Origin of the sequence: Pseudomonas sp. HN11, from assembly GCF_021390155.1 — a bacterium.
In the GTDB taxonomy this organism is placed as follows: domain Bacteria; phylum Pseudomonadota; class Gammaproteobacteria; order Pseudomonadales; family Pseudomonadaceae; genus Aquipseudomonas.
On record NZ_CP089985.1, the window covers coordinates 1,806,210 to 1,823,277 of the forward strand.

Consider the following 17,068-nt stretch of genomic DNA (forward strand, 5'->3'; position numbering starts at 1 on the left):
GACCTTGAATTTTGTAAATCCCATCCAAATTTCGGATATTCGTAATGAAAACTGGTAAAGAACTGAAACCCGGTACCGTGATCCGTATCGACAACGACCCTTGGTTGGTTCAGAAAGCTGAGTTCACCAAGTCTGGTCGTAACAGCGCAATCATGAAGACCAAGCTGAAGAACCTGCTGACCGGTTACAAGACCGAAACCGTATACAGCGCCGACGACAAGCTGGACGACGTGATCCTCGACCGCAAAGAAGCGACCCTGTCCTTCATCAGCGGCGACACCTACACGTTCATGGACACCACCGACTACACCATGTACGAACTGAACGCTGAAGACATCGAAGCCGTTCTGCCGTTCATCGAAGAAGGCATGACCGACGTTTGCGAAGCGATCTTCTTCGAAGAGCGCCTGGTTTCCGTAGAGCTGCCGACCACTATCGTACGTAAAGTGGCCTACACCGAGGGTTCCGCTCGCGGCGACACGTCGGGTAAGGTCATGAAGCCTGCCAAGCTGGCTAACGGCACCGAGCTGCAAGTGGCTGATTTCATCGAAATCGACGACCTGATCGAGATCGATACCCGCGAAGGCGGTTCGTATAAAGGTCGCGCCAAGAAGTAATTCCGGCCCTGCCGATACGAAAAAAGCCCGACCATGCGTCGGGCTTTTTTATGCACGTTGAGTTTTACTTCAAGTGTTGCTTCAGCTCATCCGAAGCCTGGAGCAATGCCGAACGAACTGCCGGGACCTGGCTGACTACGTTGAGCAAACCGTAGTCGTGGATCATGCCGTTGTAGCGCACGGCGGTCACCGGTACACCGGCGGCGTCCAGCTTGCGGGCATAGGCTTCGCCCTCATCGCGCAGCACATCGGCGCTGGCAGTCTGGATCAGCGCAGGCGGCAAGCCCTTCAACTGATCAGTGGTAGCCCGCAGCGGTGAGGCGTAGATCTCGGCGCGCTGCTTGGCGTCGGTGGTGTAGTTGTCCCAAAACCACTTCATCATGTTGCGGGTGAGGAAGTGCCCTTCGGCATATTGGTTGTAGGACCCGGTGTCGAAATTGGCGTCGGTCACCGGCCATAACAGCACTTGGAACTTGATGGCCGGCGTGCCCTTGTCCTTGGCCATCAGACTCACGACCGCCGCCATATTGCCGCCGACACTGTTGCCCGCTACTGCCAGGCGCTTGCCGTCGACGTTGATCTCCTGGCCATGTTCGGCCACCCATTTTGTAGCGGCATAGGCCTGGTTGATCGCTACCGGGTAATGCGCTTCCGGCGAAGGCGTGTAGTTGACGAACACCGCCACCGCCCCCGAACCCACTACCAAGTCCCGCACCAGGCGTTCATGGGTCGGGTAATCCCCCAACACCCAGCCGCCGCCGTGGAAGAACATGAACACGGGCAATGTGCCCTTGACTCCGGCTGGGCGCACGATGGTCAGGTCCAGCGGCTTGCCATCGACCTGGATGGTCTTCTGGCTTACATCCGCTGCTGGCAAGGTCAGCTTCACACCGGCCTGGGCGCCGGTCAGTACGGCACGGGCGTCCTTGGGCGTCAGTTGTTCCATCGGTTTGCCGGTGCCGGCGTTCAACACATCCAGAAAGGCCTGGGTGTTGTGTTCGACTTCACCGGTTGCCGCAAAGGCATGGGTGATGGACAAGGCGAGCAAGGTGCCGGTGAGTGCTTTACCAATTGTGTTCATTGTTTTCTCCAGGTGCGGCTGAGGTCATTTAGACAGTTACGTGCAGACGTACATCCACGTTGCCACGGGTGGCGTTAGAGTACGGGCAGACTTGGTGAGCGGCGTCGACCAGGCTTTGCGCGTCGTCCTGAGCCAAGCCGGGCAGGCTGATGTGCAGGTCGATATCAAGGCCGAAACCACCAGGAATCTGGCCGATGCCGACGTGGGCGGTGATCGAAGCGTCATCCGGGATTTTGCGTTTGGTCTGGCTGGCGACGAATTTCAGGGCGCCAATGAAGCAAGCCGAATAGCCGGCTGCGAACAATTGTTCAGGGTTGGTGGCCTGGCCACCGGCACCGCCCAGTTCTTTGGGAGTGGAGAGTTTGACGTCGAGGATGTTGTCGTTGGAAACAGCACGACCATCACGGCCGCCGGTGGCGGTAGCTACTGCGGTATAGAGCGTTTGCATGGTGTTTTCCTCTCGTTTGTTAGCGCTAAATATTTGCGCGCTAAATTGTTTGCGAGATAAATGTACCGCGCAATTATTTAGTGCGCAACATAAATTTCCAAATGTGTGATTTTTTCCTTTCGGTGCAATCACCTCGTAGGAAGGTAAAGCTTTATGAACGGGAAAAAGGGCTCAGACTATAGGATTAATCTGAGCTGGTACTTCGAGGGGATGTGGTTTTGCGCAGGTGAAGTGCAGTTACTGACTGGCTTGCAAATTTGCCCGAAGTGCTAGCAAATCGCTTTGCAGCTCTCGCAATTGGCCAAGCTCAAGGCCGCTGGCGCCTAGGATGCACTGGGGAATACCCATGGCTTTTTCCTGCAAAGCGCGACCGGCGTCGGTCAATTCCACGACCACCACGCGTTCATCTTCGCGGCTGCGGGTACGGCTGAGCAGGCCTTCGACTTCCAGGCGCTTGAGCAGCGGTGTCAGCGAACCTGGATCGGTCAGCAGACGGTTGCTGATTTCTCCGACGGTCAAACCGTCCTCTTCCCACAGCACCATCATGGCCAGGTATTGCGGGTAGGTCAGGCCCAAGGCCTGCAGCAGTGGTTTGTAGACCTTGGTCATCAGCAGCGAGGTGGAGTGCAGCGCGAAGCACAGCTGGTTGTCCAGCATCAGGGATTCGCACAGGTCGGAATTTTTACTCATGGTGGTGCCTCCGGAAAACGTTTCTGGGCTGGAATCTAGCGGGCAAATCTTTAATGCGCCAGATAATTCTGTCCGAGCGGTCAGACAAAGCCACTTTGCAATGTCAGGTCCCAGGGCGGCACCGGGCTGAACCGGGTTTTAAGATATTCCAGCAACAAGCGGCTGCGCGCGTTGGGTTGCTGTTCCAGGCGGAGTGCATAGATCCCGGTGGTTTCTGGACTGGGCAGGCCATTTTCGCAAAATAGCGGCAGCAGTTCGCCGCGCACCAGGTACTCACTGGCCAGCCAAGTAGGCAGGTGAGCAATGCCCAGTCCGGCCAGGGCGCCGGATAGCAAGGCTTCGGCGTTATTGGCGCTCATGCGGATACGACGCGGGCGGTAGGTGGCGCGGCGCCCATCCAGATCGAAGCGCCACGCGAATGTTGGCGCCAGGCCATCCCAGTCCAGCCCGTCGTGTTCGCTCAGCTCCCTGGGGTGGCTCGGCATGCCTCGGTTTTTCAGATAGGTCGGGCTGGCGCAGGCAACCCGCACGATGCTCGCCAGCGGCGTGGCAATCAACCGGGTATCGACGATATGCCCGGCACGTAACACTAGATCGACCTTGCCAAGATGTGCACCCTGCATGTCCACAAAGCTGTCGATCAGATGCAGGTGCACATCCAGCCCTGGGTAGACATTCAGGAAGTCCGCAATCACCGGCGCCAGGTGCCGTCGACCAAATGCTGCCGGCGCATCCACCCGAATCAGACCCTCCGGCGCATGGCTCAACGACACGGCTTCGGCCCGCGCCAGTTGCAGCTCACTGACGATGCGTCGCGCCCGCTCGGCAAAGGCCAATCCTGCCGGAGTTGCCACCACTGCGTGGGTGCTGCGCTGGAACAAGCGGCTGCCCACCGAACTTTCCAGGCTGTCGATGCGCCTCGCCACTGCCGAGGGGGTCAGTGGATGGCGGCGCGCCGCAGCGGAAAAACTGCCGGTTTCCAGTACATCGAGAAACAGGCTTAGTTGATCGGTCAGGGTATTCGGGTTCATTAAAAAGACGCTTATGCGAGATTGGCACAGCCATTGTGCGTTGCTGTGCGTTTCCGTGCCATAGCGGACTGCGTAGCATGCAAGGCCTGGGATTGTGGAGTAGCACGCGGTGTTGGATTTAGTGATGTACCTGGTGTTGGGTGTGGCCCTCGGCACGGTGGGCGGTCTGTTTGGCATTGGTGGCGGGTTGATCGCGATCCCGGTGCTGGGCGTATTGTTCGGCCTGGATCAGCAACTGGCCCAGGGCACGGCGCTGGTAATGGTGGTGCCTAACGTGATGCTGGCGCTTTGGCGCTATCACCAACGCAACCGCATCGAACTGCGCCATGCGCTGCCTCTGGGAATCATGGGTTTCAGCTTCGCCTGGCTCGGTTCGATCTGGGCCGTGGGCCTGGATGCGGGCGCGATGCGCATCGGTTTTATTGCCTTCCTGCTGACGCTTTCGGCCTACAACCTGCTGCGTATGTTCACTCGCAACGCGCCGCCGACCGCGCAGATGCGTTACTCCTGGCCATGGCTCGGGGTGCTGGGTGCGGCCTCCGGTTCCATGGGCGGTTTGTTCGGTGTGGGGGGCGCAGTGGTCGCCACGCCCGTGCTGACGAGTGTGTTCGGCACTACCCAGGTGGTTGCCCAAGGCCTGTCACTGGCCTTGGCATTGCCGAGTACTGGGGTGACGCTGGCGACCTACGCCTGGCATCAGGAGGTCGACTGGATGATCGGCGTGCCCTTGGCCGTCGGCGGTCTGCTCAGCATCAGTTGGGGCGTGAAAGTCGCCCATGCCCTGCCGGAGCGCGTTCTGCGCGGGCTGTTCTGCGGCTTCCTGGTGCTGTGCGCGGTGATGCTGACGTTTAAAGTCTGAAACCTTCGATGATGTATTGCGCCAGACAATCGGTGATGGGCGAATTCATCCGCGCGTTACGCAGCAAGTGCAGATTCATCGACGGCAGTGGCGGGAAACCCTCGTCGCGGCCGAGTATGCGCAGGTCATCGGTCACCAGGCTCTCCATGCTGACCATCACCGCCAGCCCGGCGTTGACCACAGCCTGGATCGCCGACACGTTGGAGCTGTGGTAGGCCAGGCGATAGTCGCGTCCGGCCGCGTCCAGCGCCGAACGGGCCCACTGGGTATAAAGGCAGTCCGCGCCGGACATCGCCAGGGGCAGAGAGTCGTGCTCGTCGATGCAGAAGCACGGCGCTGCCGCCCACACCATGCGTTCCGTGCGTAACAGCTCGCCGATTTCATTGCCAGGCTCGCGGCTGACGACGGTCAGTGCCAGATCCCGACGCTGCATCAATACTGTCGACGCCTCGCAGTGCATCTCAATCTGAATCAACGGGTACGCTTTGGAGAACTGCTTGAGAATGCCCGGCAGGAAACGCATCACGTAGTCATCCGGCGTGCCGATGCGCACTAGACCCACCATATGCGGCTCGCGCAGGGTATTGAATACCTCACTGTGCAGCTTCAGGATGCGCCGCGCATAGCCCAGTAGCACCTGGCCTTCGGGCGTCAGCCGCACCTGGCGACCGTCGCGCTCAAACAGCTTGCGCTGCAACACGTCTTCTTCCAGGCGCTTCATCTGCATGCTCACCGCCGATTGGGTGCGGTTGACCAATTCGCCCGCACGGGTAAAACCGCCCTGGTCGGCAATGGCGACGAAGGTGCGCAGCACTTCGGTGTCGATGCTCGGGAAGCTGGACATTGATCAATCTCTGAGATGTATTGCATAAGAAACATTCGTTGGATTGATCTTAAGCCCAGGCACACACTTGCGCCATCCCCACTGGAGGGCGAGAAGATGAAAGGTCAAAGAGGTTTTGTGTTGATGGCGAAGCGTCCGTTTGCCGGGCTGTTTCACAAGATTACCCGCTGGCAGACGTTGCATGAGGAGCGCCACATGCTGGCGACCTTGAGTGATGATGCGCTCAAGGATATCGGCATCAGTCGCGGCGACGTCGAGCACGAAAGCCACCTGCATTTCTGGCAGGATCCGCTGCGCAAATAATCACTAATGCAGTAGGGTAGTCGGCGAGCCCACACGGAAAACCCCATGCACGCCGACCTGTCATTCTCTCTCAAGCAAGCACGCCGCATGGCGCTGGCAGCCCAGGGTTTTTCCGGGCGCCAGGCGCCTGCGCTGATCAAGGCTGCGCACCTCAATCGCATGATCGAGCGTCTGGGCGTATTGCAGATCGATTCGGTCAATGCGGTGGTGCGCTCCCATTACCTGCCGCTGTTTTCCCGCCTGGGCAACTACTCTCCGTTGCTGCTTGAGCAGGCCGCCTGGAGCCAGGGGCGGCGGCGTTCGCTGTTCGAATATTGGGGGCATGAGGCCTCTTTACTGCCGATGACGCTTTACCCGTTGATGCGCTGGCGCATGGCGCGGGCGCAGCAGGGGCAGGGGATTTATTCGCAGATGGCGCGTTTTGGCCGTGAGCAGCAAGCCACCATTCAGCGGGTGTTGCAGACGGTCGAGCAGCAAGGCGCATTGGGGGCTGGCAGTTTGTCGACCCGTGAGGAGCGTGCCGGTCCGTGGTGGGATTGGAGCGATGAAAAACATGCACTGGAATGGTTGTTTGCCGCCGGCTTGGTCACGGTTGCCGGCCGACGCGGTTTTGAGCGGCTCTATGATTTGCCGGAGCGGGTCATCCCCAGCGATATCCTTCAAACCGCTGTGACTGAAGCCCAAGCCCAGCTTGGTTTGTTGCTGCACAGCGCCACCGCGTTGGGCGTGGGGACTGAAAAAGACCTGCGCGACTACTTCCGCCTCGATCCGGCCGACAGCCGCATTCGTCTTGCCGAACTGGTGGAGGACGGTCAACTGCGGGTTTGCCAAGTGCAAGGCTGGAAACAGCTGGCTTACTGCCTGCCCGATCCTAAAGTGCCACGCAAAGTGCCGGCCAGTGCGTTGCTGTCGCCGTTCGATTCGTTGGTCTGGGAGCGCAGCCGTACTGAGCGACTGTTCGATTTCCGCTACCGCCTGGAGATCTACACCCCACAAGACAAGCGGGTGTACGGCTACTACGTGCTGCCGTTTCTGCACAACGAGCGGATTGCTGCGCGTGTGGACTTGCGCGCCGAACGCGCCAATGGGCGCCTCGCGGTGCACGCCGTGCATGAGGAGGAACCGGGCTTGGATGATGAGGGGATGGCGGCGCTGGCGTCGAACCTGCTGCAAATGGCCGACTGGCTTGGACTGGAACAGGTCCGGCTCAATTGCCAGCGGCCAAGTGCCGACCGGTTGAGGGCGGCTATGTTGTTCAGCGCTTGACCTGTTTCAGGGTCTCGGCAATCAGAAACGCCAATTCCAGCGACTGATCGGCATTCATCCGAGGATCGCAGTGGGTGTGATACCGATCCGACAACCCATCTTCGGTGATCGGCCGCGCGCCGCCGATGCATTCGGTGACGTTCTGCCCGGTCATCTCGATATGAATCCCGCCGGCATAAGTGCCCTCGGCCTGGTGCACCTGGAAGAAGTCTTTCACTTCGCCCAGGATCTGCGCAAAGTCGCGGGTCTTGTAGCCGCTGCTGGCCTTGATGGTGTTGCCGTGCATCGGGTCGCAGCTCCACAGCACCTGCTTGCCTTCACGCTGCACGGCGCGTATCAGCCCCGGCAGATGATCACCGACCTTGCCCGCCCCCATACGTGCGATCAGGTTGAGGCGGCCGGGGTCGTTGTCCGGGTTGAGGATGTCGATCAGGCGGATCAGGTCATCCGGGTTCATGCTTGGGCCGACCTTGACCCCGATCGGATTGTTCACGCCACGCAGGAACTCGACGTGGGCGCCGTCCAGCTGGCGGGTGCGGTCGCCGATCCACAGCATGTGGGCCGAGCAGTCGTAGTAGTCGTTGGTCAGGCTGTCGCGACGCACGAAGGCTTGTTCGTAGTTGAGCAGCAGCGCTTCGTGGGCCGTGAAGAAACTGGTTTCGCGCAGTTGTGGCGAGCTGTCCATGCCGCAGGCACGCATGAAGGCCAGAGTTTCATCGATACGGTCGGCCAGTTGGCTGTACTTCTCGGCCAGCGCGGAGTTGGCGATGAAGTCCAGGTTCCACTTGTGCACCTGGTGCAAGTCGGCGAAACCACCCTGGGCGAAGGCGCGCAGCAGGTTCAGGGTGGCGGTGGACTGGTGATAGGACTGCAGCAGGCGGTCCGGGTCGGGCACGCGGCTTTTCTCATCGAAGCCGATGCCATTGACGATATCGCCACGGTAGGCGGGCAGGGTGATGCCGTCGATGGTTTCATCATTGGCCGAGCGCGGCTTGGCGAACTGGCCAGCCATGCGCCCGACTTTCACCACCGGGCAGCCGGCGGCAAAGGTCATCACAATGGCCATCTGCAGCAGCACCTTGAAGGTGTCGCGGATTTTGGCGGCGGAGAACTCGGCAAAACTCTCGGCGCAATCGCCACCTTGCAGCAGGAACGCGCGGCCCTGGGTCACTTCGGCAAACTGGCGGCGCAACTCACGGGCTTCCCCGGCAAACACCAGTGGCGGGTAGCTGGCCAGGTTCTGCTCCACTTGCAACAAGTGCGCAGCGTCCGGGTACTGGGGTTGTTGCTGGATCGGCAGGGCGCGCCAGCTGTCGGGGTTCCAGGGTTGGCTCATCATGAACTCGATTGGCTGATTGACGGTCGGGCGCCAATGTTATCAGCAATTAGTGCGTGACCTGTTGCCGCCGGTTGGCCGACAATCGCGCCTTTGCCGTGCGGTAAACCCTTTAGGAGTAGTGATGACCGAGGAGCGTGTCGAGCGCCTGCTGGCCGAAGTCCATGATGATTTCGGCATGATCCGTGTGCTCGAAGTAGCCGACTACCGTTTTCTCGAGTTCGGCGATGCCATCGAGCAAAGCTGTGTGTTCACTGCTGACCCGAGCTGGCTGGAGTACGACTACACTCGCGCGATGCTGATTGGCGCGTTATGCCATGAGCAGCCGGAAAGTGCGTTGTTCCTTGGCCTGGGCGCCGGCACGCTGACCCAGGCATGCCTGAAATTCCTGCCGCTGGAAGACGTAGAAGCCATCGAACTACGCCCCGATGTCCCGCGCCTGGCCATCGAATACCTGGGGCTGGACGACGACCCGCGGCTGTACATCCGCATTGGTGACGCGCTGCAATTGCTGGAGACTGCCGAGGCGGCTGACCTGATCTTCGTTGACCTTTATACGGACGTCGGCCCGGGCGTTGGGCACCTGGCCTGGACCTTCCTGGAAAACTGCCAGAAAAAGCTCAACCCCGGCGGTTGGCTGGTGATCAACCAGTGGGCCACCGACGATGGCAAACCACTGGGAGCGGCTTTGCTGCGTGGCTTGTACCACCGGCATTACTGGGAACTGCCGGTGAAGGAGGGCAATGTGATTTTGCTGGTGCCGTCGGAGCTGGATCAGGCGCTGGACCTTGCTGCACTGTCGGCCCGTGCCGAGGATTTGGCGCCGCGCCTGGGGTATTCGTTGCAGGCGTTGATCAAGGCGATCCGGCCGGCAACTTAGTTGTCTGTACCGACGCCTTCGCGGGCAAGTCGAGTCGTCGCACCGCCGCTCCCACAGGGAAATGCAGTTCAAACTGTAGGAGCGGGCTTGCCCGCGAAGAGGCCATCACTGCCGACGACTAAATACCTTTGAACACCCCTGGCCGCTTCTCGATCATCGCCCGCACGCCTTCCTTGGCATCTTCGCTGTTGAGCAGCTTATCCACCATCGGCGGCAATGCGGCCGCCGCCACGGTTTCGCCTTCTATCCGCGCCAGGCGTGCCGACATCAACGTGGCCTGCACACCCAGCGGCGCTTGCCGCGCGATGCGGTTGGCCAATTCGACAGCACGGGGCAGCAGGTCTTCGCTGGCCATCACTTCCTGCACCAAGCCCAATCGCAGAGCATCATGGGCATCGAATTCGTCGCCGGTCAGCAGCCAGCGCATCGCATTGCCCCAGCCGGCAATCTGATGAAAGCGCAACGTCGCGCCGCCAAACGGAAAGATCCCACGTTGTACTTCCATTTGCGCAAAACGTGTGTTGCTCGCGCAAAGGTTGATATCCGCTGCGAGCATCAACTCTATCCCGATCGTCAGGCAGTAACCCTGGGCCGCGACGATCACCGGTTTGCTCACGCGTGGACCGGCAAACACGCCCCAGGGATCGCAACCGCCGAGGGGAGGTTGCCAGCCGCCGGCCATCACACCGCTGACATTGGCCAAATCCAGGCCGGCGGTGAAGTGGTCGCCATGGGCAAACACCACCGCCACTCGCGCATCGGCATTTCGATCAAATTCGCCATACGCCAGGCTCAGGTCATTGAGCAGATCCAGGTCGAAAGCGTTACGCTTGGCGACGCGATCCAGGCCCAGCATCAAGACATGGCCCTGGAGTTCACGGCTGACGCGGCTGCTGCTGGCTTGATTCATCGGGTGTGCCTCGGGCGCGGGGAAGGGTTTCGGACCAATGGGTCGCGAAAGTCAGATGAAACGTTTAAGCGTTATGACCAGCAGGGCCGGGCCTTTGAAAAATAGACCTTGCCGCAATTATCTGCAAAGACTGTGACACGGCGCGGTTTATCGATGCTTTCCGATAAAAAAAGCTCCCTTTTTCAGCTATTTCCGGTATAGTGCGCGCCGGCCTTTAACCGGGCCGCGTTTAGGTAGTGCAATTCCCCGAAGTCAGCTTCGGCTGCACGTTCGCACAGCGGACTCTCCCTTGACGAATCTTTTTCATTCATTCGTTTTCGCAAATCCCCGCCGACAAAGCAGCCAGGGCGACTCTTGAGTCTCAACACGGCATGCGCAGCTTTGGAGCATGGGTCTTTGCGGATGCACTTAGAGGCAGACCCATGACCCAGGAAACCGGCGGCTTCGTCGCTTTTAATCTTAACCCGAACATTCTCGCTGCCGTCATCGCGACCGGCTACGAAGAACCTTCGGCGATTCAGCAGCAATCGATCCCGATCATCATGGCCGGCAAGGACATGATTGGCCAGGCGCAAACCGGTACTGGTAAAACCGCCGCGTTCGCCCTGCCTATCCTGCACTGCATCGATCCTGCCAAGCGCGAACCGCAAGCCCTGATCCTGGCGCCAACCCGTGAGTTGGCGCTGCAAGTAGCAACCGCTTTCGAAACCTACGCCAAGCAAATGCCAGGCGTCACCGTTGTGGCCGTTTACGGCGGCGCGCCTATGGGCCCGCAACTGAAAGCAATCCGTAATGGCGCACAGATCGTTGTCGCCACGCCGGGCCGTCTGTGCGACCACCTGCGTCGTGACGAGAAAGTCCTGTCGACCGTGAACCACCTGGTTCTCGACGAAGCTGACGAAATGTTGAAGCTGGGCTTCATGGATGACCTGGAAGTCATCTTCAAGGCACTGCCACCGACCCGTCAGACCGTGCTGTTCTCGGCCACCCTGCCACAGTCGATCCGTGCCATCGCCGAGCGTCACCTGCGCGATCCAGAGCACGTGAAGATCCAGACCAAGACTCAGACCGTTACCGCGATCGAACAGGCTCACCTGTTGGTTCACGCTGACCAGAAGACCTCGGCTGTATTGAGCCTGTTGGAAGTCGAAGATTTCGACGCCCTGATCATGTTCGTGCGCACCAAGCAAGCGACCCTGGACCTGGCCAGTGCCCTGGAAGCCAAAGGCTACAAAGCCGCTGCGCTGAACGGCGACATTGCCCAGAACCAGCGCGAGCGTGTGATTGACTCCCTCAAGGATGGCCGTCTGGACATCGTTGTAGCGACCGACGTAGCCGCTCGTGGTCTCGACGTTCCACGTATCACTCACGTGTTCAACGTTGACATGCCTTACGATCCAGAGTCCTACGTTCACCGTATCGGTCGTACCGGCCGTGCCGGTCGCGAAGGTCGTGCACTGCTGTTGGTGACTCCGCGTGAGCGCCGCATGCTGCAAGTGATCGAGCGTGTTACCGGTCAGAAAGTCGCCGAAGTCCGTCTGCCGGATGCCCAGGCCGTTCTGGATGCGCGCATCAAGAAACTGACCAACAGCCTGTCGCCGCTGGTGGCTGACGCTGAATCGACCCACGGCGACCTGCTGGACCGCCTGACCGCCGATATCGGTTGCACGCCGCGTGCCCTGGCTGCAGCCCTGCTGCGCAAAGCCACCAACGGTCAAGCACTGACTCTGGCGGCCATCGAGAAAGAACGCCCGCTGGTTCCGAACAACGCGCCACGCGGTGATCGTCCAGAGCGTTCCGGTGACCGTCCAGATCGTGGTGATCGTGAGCGTCGCGCTCCGATTCCACTGGCTGAAGGCCGTGCTCGTTGCCGTACCGCGCTGGGCGCGCGTGACGGTATCGCTGCCAAAAACCTGCTGGGCGCTATCCTCAACGAGGGTGGCCTGGCACGTGAAGCCATCGGTCGCATCCAGGTGCGTGACAGCTTCTCCCTGGTGGAACTGCCGGAAGACGGTCTGGAAAAACTGCTGACCAAGCTCAAAGACACTCGCGTTGCGGGTAAGCAGCTGAAGCTGCGTCGCTACCGCGAAGATTGATCCGCCCCCGGGCTGACTGATCGCACATAAAAAATCCCCGACTGGTTCGGGGATTTTTTTTGGCTGCTGTTTGAGGTATCTGGGTTAGCCGAAGCGGTAGATGTCCATGCCCAGCGCGCCCAGGGTGAAGCCCTGGTGCGCGATGCTGAAATCACCGCCGGCACCTCGCGCGAAGTACAGCGGCAACAGGTGCTCATCACTGGGATGGCTGCGCACGGCATTTGGCGCCTGGCGGCGATAGTTGTGCAGCGCCTCTTCATCGTCAGCGGCCAGCTTCTCGACCATCCAGTCCCGGAAGACTCGCGCCCAAGGCTCGATGCTCTCAGGCCCCGCATGCCAGTCAAGCTCACCGAGGTTGTGGGTGATGCTGCCCGAGCCGATCAACAGCACGCCTTGTTCGCGCAGGCTGGCAAGTGCGTGTCCGACCCGAGTCTGCAGGGTTGGACCCATGCGAGTGGGGAGGGATACCTGCACCACCGGAATATCCGCCGCCGGGTACATCAATGACAGCGGCACCCAGGTGCCGTGGTCGAAGGGCCGACGATCATCGATGCGCGCATTCAGGCCGTCGGCCTGTAGCAGGTCAACAATTTCGCCAGCCAGTTGCGGGTCGCCCGGCGCCGGGTACTGCACGGCAAACAATTCGCGGGGGAAGCCGCCGAAGTCGTGCCAGGTTTCGGGCGCGGCGCTGCCGCTGACCAGGAGTTCGTGATTTTCCCAGTGTGCCGACACCACCACGATTGCCTTCGGGCGTGGCATCTCGGCAGCGAGTCGCTGGAGGGCCGGGCCGCTGGCACCGGGTTGCAGGGCAAGCATGGGCGAACCGTGGGAGATAAACAGGCTGGGGAACATAAAAGGGGTCCTGAGCGTTAATATGGCCCATCTTCAATCAGATCATTGATCTAAATCTAATATAAGTTTTAGTGCCTTTTGATCGAATTTTCAGGGTGATGTATGGAGCCTAAATTTTGGCAGGACCGCTGGGCAAGCAACCAGATCGGCTTTCACCAACCCAAGGTCAATCCGTATCTACAACGACATTGGCCGCAACTGGCCCTGGCCGAGGGCACGCAGGTGCTGGTGCCCTTGTGTGGCAAAAGCCTGGACTTGATGTGGCTGGCCAGCCAGGGGCTGCGAGTATTGGGTGTGGAGCTGTCGGAGCAGGCGGTCGAGGCGTTTTTCAACGAGCAGGACCTTGTGCCCCGTATCACGCAACGGGGCACCTTTGCGGTGTACCAGGCGGGCCTGATCGAGGTGTGGTGTGGCGACTTTTTCGCCCTTGATGCTGAGGCGCTGGCCGATTGCGCTGCGCTTTATGACCGCGCCGCCCTCATCGCCTTGCCGTCGCTGATGCGTGTGCGGTATGCCGAGCATCTGAACAGTCTGTTGCGTTCAGGTTGCGAGGGGCTGCTGATCACCCTCGATTACGACCAGACGCAAAAAGCCGGGCCACCGTTTGCGGTGACGGATGATGAAGTGAACGTGCTGTTCGGATCCCGCTGGACCTTGGAGATACTGGAGGAGCAAGACATCCTGGTAGACAGCCGGAAGTTTGTGCAGGCCGGCGTGACACGGCTTGAAGAGCGCGCCTATCGGCTGGTCAGGGCATAAATTGCACAAAAAGGGGCGATCAAATCGCCCCTTTTTGTCTGACGACTGGCTATCAGCCCCGACGACGCAGTGCGTCGATACGCTCTTCCAGCGGCGGGTGGCTCATGAACAGGCGAGCCATGCCCTGCTTGATGCCACCGTTGATGCCGAAGGCGGTCAGGCTGTCCGGCATATGTACCGGCAGGCCCTGTTCTGAGCGCAGGTGTTGCAGCGCCGCGATCATTGCCCCTGTACCGGCCAGGCGGGCACCGGCTTCGTCTGCACGGAATTCCCGTTTGCGCGAGAACCACATGGTGATCGCGCTGGCCAGGAAGCCCAGTACCAACTCGGCGAAGATGGTCGCGACGAAGTAGGCAATGCCACGGCCGCCTTCGTTTTTGAAGATTACCCTGTCGACGAAGTTGCCGATGATCCGCGCGAAGAACATCACGAAAGTGTTCACCACGCCCTGGACCAGCGCCAGGGTGACCATGTCACCGTTGGCCACGTGTCCGATCTCGTGGGCCAGCACCGCCTTCACTTCATCGTACGAGAAGCGTTCCAGCATACCCTGGCTGACCGCAACGAGTGCGTCGTTCTTGTTCCAGCCGGTGGCAAAGGCGTTGGCTTCATAAGCCGGGAAGATCCCGACCTCAGGCATCTTGATACCCGCCTCGCGGGACAATTGCTCGACGGTCTGCAGCAACCATTGCTCATGCCGGGTGCGTGGCTGGGTGATGACTTGGGTGCTGGTGCTCATCTTCGCCATCCACTTGGAGATGAACAGCGAGAATAGCGAGCCGGCAAAACCAAAGACCGCACAGAAAACCAGCAGCTGATTGAGGTTCAGGTCAACCCCGTTGGCCGCCATGAACCCGTTGAAGCCGAAAAGGCTCAGGGTGATGCTGGCAATCAGCACGACCGCAAGGTTAGTGGCCAAGAACAGCAGGATGCGCATCATGGTTGTAGAGTTCTCCTCATGCTTAATATGTCGCGTACTGCGGGGTATATAAGGTGCTGCATGGGGTGATTCAACCGAGCGACTATTTCAAACTGTGTCCTACAGCCTGAATGTAGAGCCTTGAAGGGATTATCCGACGCGCAAAAGGTGGCTTGATCGGTTCGTCGTTGCCTTGCAGCCCTGTAATTATGGGGGGTAGGTGGCTTTTATCCGACCCGTGAAGTGCTGACAGGGGGATGGACAGAGAAGTGTTGCCAGATACTCGCTGTACGACCGATTGTCGGTCGTACAGCGCCCTATTCGTTACTGGCGATAGGACTTGAGGAAGTTTCCGATGCGACCAATGGCCATATCCAGGTCATCCACGCGCGGTAGCGTCACTACCCGGAAGTGATCCGGCCACGGCCAGTTGAACGCAGTGCCTTGCACCACCAGCAGCTTTTCCGACAGCAGCAGGTCGAGCACGAACTTCTCATCATTGAGGATCGGGCACACCTTCGGGTCGATCCGCGGGAAAGCGTACAGCGCACCCATGGGTTTCACGCAGCTCACGCCCGGAATCGCATTGAGCAACTCCCAGGTGCGGTTGCGCTGTTCCAGCAGGCGACCCTGGGGCAGGACCAGGTCATTGATGCTCTGGTAGCCGCCCAAGGCAGTCTGGATCGCGTGTTGGCTGGGCACGTTGGCACACAGGCGCATATTGGCCAGCATGTCGATGCCTTCGATGTAACTCTGGGCATTGTGCTTGGGTCCGGAAATGGCGATCCAACCGGAGCGGAACCCCGCCACGCGGTAGGACTTGGACAGGCCGTTGAACGTCAGGCACAGCAGGTCCGGCGCCAGGGAGGCGGTGCACACGTGCACGGCGTCATCGTAGAGGATCTTGTCGTAGATCTCGTCGGAGAACACCACCAGGTTGTGCTGGCGCGCAAGTTCGAGCATGCCCAGCAACACTTCTTTGGAATAGACGGCGCCGGTCGGGTTGTTCGGGTTGATGATCACCAGGGCCTTGGTGTTCGGGGTGATCTTGGCCTTGATGTCGGCCAGGTCCGGGAACCAGTCGGCGCCTTCGTCACACAGGTAGTGCACCGGGTGGCCGCCGGCCAGGGTCACGGCAGCGGTCCACAGTGGGTAGTCCGGCGCCGGCACCAGCACTTCGTCGCCATTGTTGAGCAGGGCCTGCATGGACATCACGATCAGCTCGGACACGCCATTGCCCAGGTAGATGTCTTCGATGCCGACACCTTCGACCTGCTTCTGCTGGTAGTACTGCATCACCGCCTTGCGTGCGCTGAACAGACCTTTGGAGTCACTGTAGCCTTGGGCGGTGGGTAGGTTGCGGATCACATCCTGGAGAATTTCGTCCGGCGCTTCGAAACCAAAGGGCGCCGGGTTGCCGATGTTCAGCTTGAGGATGCGATGGCCTTCCTCTTCCAGGCGTTTGGCGTGCTTGAGCACTGGGCCGCGAATGTCGTAGCAGACGTTGGCGAGCTTGTTCGATTTGCTGACCTGCATGGCGATGTGATCCTGAAAATGAACGATCCAGACGGTGGGGACACTACCGTACTGCGAATCCTGCGGGGCCCGCACCCATAAATACGTTTGAATGCCGGTAGCGCGGGTGCCAGACTGGCGTTTTGAAGAGGCGCAATCATACGTGCCGCCTGATCCATGGAAAAGACACAGATCAGGCTTTTTCAGTTGCCGAGGTGTACCGATGGAAAAGTTGCAGAAAACCGTTGAAGAATGGAAGGCGATGCTCGATCCGGAGCAATATAACGTGTGCCGTCTCAAGGGCACCGAGCGACCTTTCAGCGGCAAGTACAACTGCACCAAGACGGACGGTGTGTACCATTGCATTTGCTGCCATGAGCCGCTGTTTGACGCCAAGACCAAGTTCGACTCCGGTTGTGGCTGGCCGAGCTTCTACGCGCCGATCGTCAACAGCGCGATGATCGAGATCCGTGACGTCAGCCACGGCATGATCCGCACCGAAGTCACCTGCGCCAAATGCGATGCCCACCTGGGGCACGTATTCCCGGATGGCCCGCCGCCGACCGGTCTGCGTTACTGCATCAACTCGGTGTGCCTGGACCTGGTGCCTCGCTAGGTCTGCCAGCGCTCCTGCACGCAGTGCGGGAGCGCCCTATAGCGGG

At 59.9% G+C, this 17,068-nt stretch carries 18 protein-coding genes; 8 read left to right on the forward strand and 10 right to left on the reverse strand.

The window, feature by feature from the left end; genetic code table 11:
- Positions 1–44: 44 nt before the first annotated feature.
- Positions 45–617 (forward strand): elongation factor P, encoded by a 573-nt coding sequence (locus LVW35_RS08305; protein ID WP_029298017.1) that lies wholly within the window; start codon positions 45–47, stop codon positions 615–617.
- Between the two features lie 64 nt (positions 618–681).
- On the opposite strand, the gene LVW35_RS08310 is transcribed toward LVW35_RS08305, so the two are convergent.
- From LVW35_RS08310 to LVW35_RS08325, 4 genes are all read right to left on the reverse strand, one after another.
- The gene (locus LVW35_RS08310; protein WP_233894749.1) at positions 682–1,698 is read right to left on the reverse strand and encodes an alpha/beta hydrolase; all 1,017 of its coding nucleotides are present in this window, start codon (positions 1,696–1,698) and stop codon (positions 682–684) included.
- A gap of 28 nt (positions 1,699–1,726) precedes the next feature.
- Positions 1,727–2,146 carry an organic hydroperoxide resistance protein gene (locus LVW35_RS08315; protein ID WP_010211852.1) on the reverse strand — a complete coding sequence of 140 codons (420 nt, stop codon included), beginning with the start codon at positions 2,144–2,146 and terminating at the stop codon, positions 1,727–1,729.
- A gap of 237 nt (positions 2,147–2,383) precedes the next feature.
- Entirely contained in the window at positions 2,384–2,836 is a 453-nt protein-coding gene (locus tag LVW35_RS08320) for a MarR family winged helix-turn-helix transcriptional regulator (RefSeq protein WP_233894751.1), read from the reverse strand.
- 80 nt (positions 2,837–2,916) lie between these two features.
- On the reverse strand, positions 2,917–3,867 hold the full coding sequence (locus tag LVW35_RS08325; protein ID WP_233894753.1) for a LysR family transcriptional regulator: 951 nt from the start codon (positions 3,865–3,867) through the stop codon (positions 2,917–2,919).
- A 109-nt stretch (positions 3,868–3,976) separates the two neighbouring features.
- Between LVW35_RS08325 and LVW35_RS08330 the strand changes: the two genes are divergently transcribed.
- Positions 3,977–4,726 carry a sulfite exporter TauE/SafE family protein gene (locus LVW35_RS08330; protein WP_233894755.1) on the forward strand — a complete coding sequence of 250 codons (750 nt, stop codon included), beginning with the start codon at positions 3,977–3,979 and terminating at the stop codon, positions 4,724–4,726.
- Here the strand turns inward: LVW35_RS08330 and LVW35_RS08335 are convergent.
- Entirely contained in the window at positions 4,716–5,570 is an 855-nt protein-coding gene (locus tag LVW35_RS08335; protein ID WP_233894756.1) for a LysR family transcriptional regulator, read from the reverse strand. The two genes, LVW35_RS08330 and LVW35_RS08335, sit on opposite strands and share 11 nt — an antisense overlap.
- Before the next feature lie 96 nt (positions 5,571–5,666).
- On the opposite strand from LVW35_RS08335, the gene LVW35_RS08340 reads away from it, so the two are divergent.
- Entirely contained in the window at positions 5,667–5,873 is a 207-nt protein-coding gene (locus tag LVW35_RS08340) for a DUF1127 domain-containing protein (protein ID WP_233894758.1), read from the forward strand.
- 45 nt (positions 5,874–5,918) lie between these two features.
- Positions 5,919–7,139 carry a winged helix-turn-helix domain-containing protein gene (locus tag LVW35_RS08345; RefSeq protein WP_233894760.1) on the forward strand — a complete coding sequence of 407 codons (1,221 nt, stop codon included), beginning with the start codon at positions 5,919–5,921 and terminating at the stop codon, positions 7,137–7,139.
- Here the strand turns inward: LVW35_RS08345 and LVW35_RS08350 are convergent.
- Complete coding sequence (locus tag LVW35_RS08350) at positions 7,129–8,475, reverse strand: class II 3-deoxy-7-phosphoheptulonate synthase (protein ID WP_233894762.1); 1,347 nt, start codon at positions 8,473–8,475, stop codon at positions 7,129–7,131. The genes LVW35_RS08345 and LVW35_RS08350 overlap by 11 nt on opposite strands.
- 124 nt (positions 8,476–8,599) lie before the next feature.
- Here LVW35_RS08350 and LVW35_RS08355 point away from each other — a divergent pair, with 124 nt between their 5' ends.
- Positions 8,600–9,355 (forward strand): spermidine synthase, encoded by a 756-nt coding sequence (locus tag LVW35_RS08355; protein ID WP_233894764.1) that lies wholly within the window; start codon positions 8,600–8,602, stop codon positions 9,353–9,355.
- A 118-nt stretch (positions 9,356–9,473) separates the two neighbouring features.
- On the opposite strand, the gene LVW35_RS08360 is transcribed toward LVW35_RS08355, so the two are convergent.
- On the reverse strand, positions 9,474–10,265 hold the full coding sequence (locus tag LVW35_RS08360; RefSeq protein ID WP_233894766.1) for a crotonase/enoyl-CoA hydratase family protein: 792 nt from the start codon (positions 10,263–10,265) through the stop codon (positions 9,474–9,476).
- 422 nt (positions 10,266–10,687) lie between these two features.
- Here LVW35_RS08360 and LVW35_RS08365 point away from each other — a divergent pair, with 422 nt between their 5' ends.
- Positions 10,688–12,361, forward strand: coding sequence for a DEAD/DEAH box helicase (locus LVW35_RS08365; RefSeq protein WP_233894768.1), 1,674 nt, complete (start codon positions 10,688–10,690; stop codon positions 12,359–12,361).
- An 84-nt stretch (positions 12,362–12,445) separates the two neighbouring features.
- Here the strand turns inward: LVW35_RS08365 and LVW35_RS08370 are convergent, their stop codons facing one another.
- On the reverse strand, positions 12,446–13,213 hold the full coding sequence (locus LVW35_RS08370; RefSeq protein WP_233894770.1) for a DODA-type extradiol aromatic ring-opening family dioxygenase: 768 nt from the start codon (positions 13,211–13,213) through the stop codon (positions 12,446–12,448).
- A 102-nt stretch (positions 13,214–13,315) separates the two neighbouring features.
- Here LVW35_RS08370 and LVW35_RS08375 point away from each other — a divergent pair, with 102 nt between their 5' ends.
- Positions 13,316–13,972, forward strand: a complete 657-nt coding sequence (locus LVW35_RS08375) for a thiopurine S-methyltransferase (RefSeq protein ID WP_233894772.1) — start codon at positions 13,316–13,318, stop codon at positions 13,970–13,972.
- 52 nt (positions 13,973–14,024) lie between these two features.
- Here the strand turns inward: LVW35_RS08375 and htpX are convergent, their stop codons facing one another.
- A complete protein-coding gene (gene htpX / locus LVW35_RS08380; RefSeq protein WP_233894774.1) occupies positions 14,025–14,912 on the reverse strand; it encodes a protease HtpX in 888 nt (295 codons plus the stop codon).
- Between the two features lie 303 nt (positions 14,913–15,215).
- Positions 15,216–16,427, reverse strand: coding sequence for a pyridoxal phosphate-dependent aminotransferase (locus tag LVW35_RS08385; RefSeq protein WP_016978462.1), 1,212 nt, complete (start codon positions 16,425–16,427; stop codon positions 15,216–15,218).
- 202 nt (positions 16,428–16,629) lie between these two features.
- Here LVW35_RS08385 and msrB point away from each other — a divergent pair, with 202 nt between their 5' ends.
- A complete protein-coding gene (msrB, locus tag LVW35_RS08390) occupies positions 16,630–17,022 on the forward strand; it encodes a peptide-methionine (R)-S-oxide reductase MsrB (protein WP_233894776.1) in 393 nt (130 codons plus the stop codon).
- Positions 17,023–17,068: the final 46 nt, after the last annotated feature.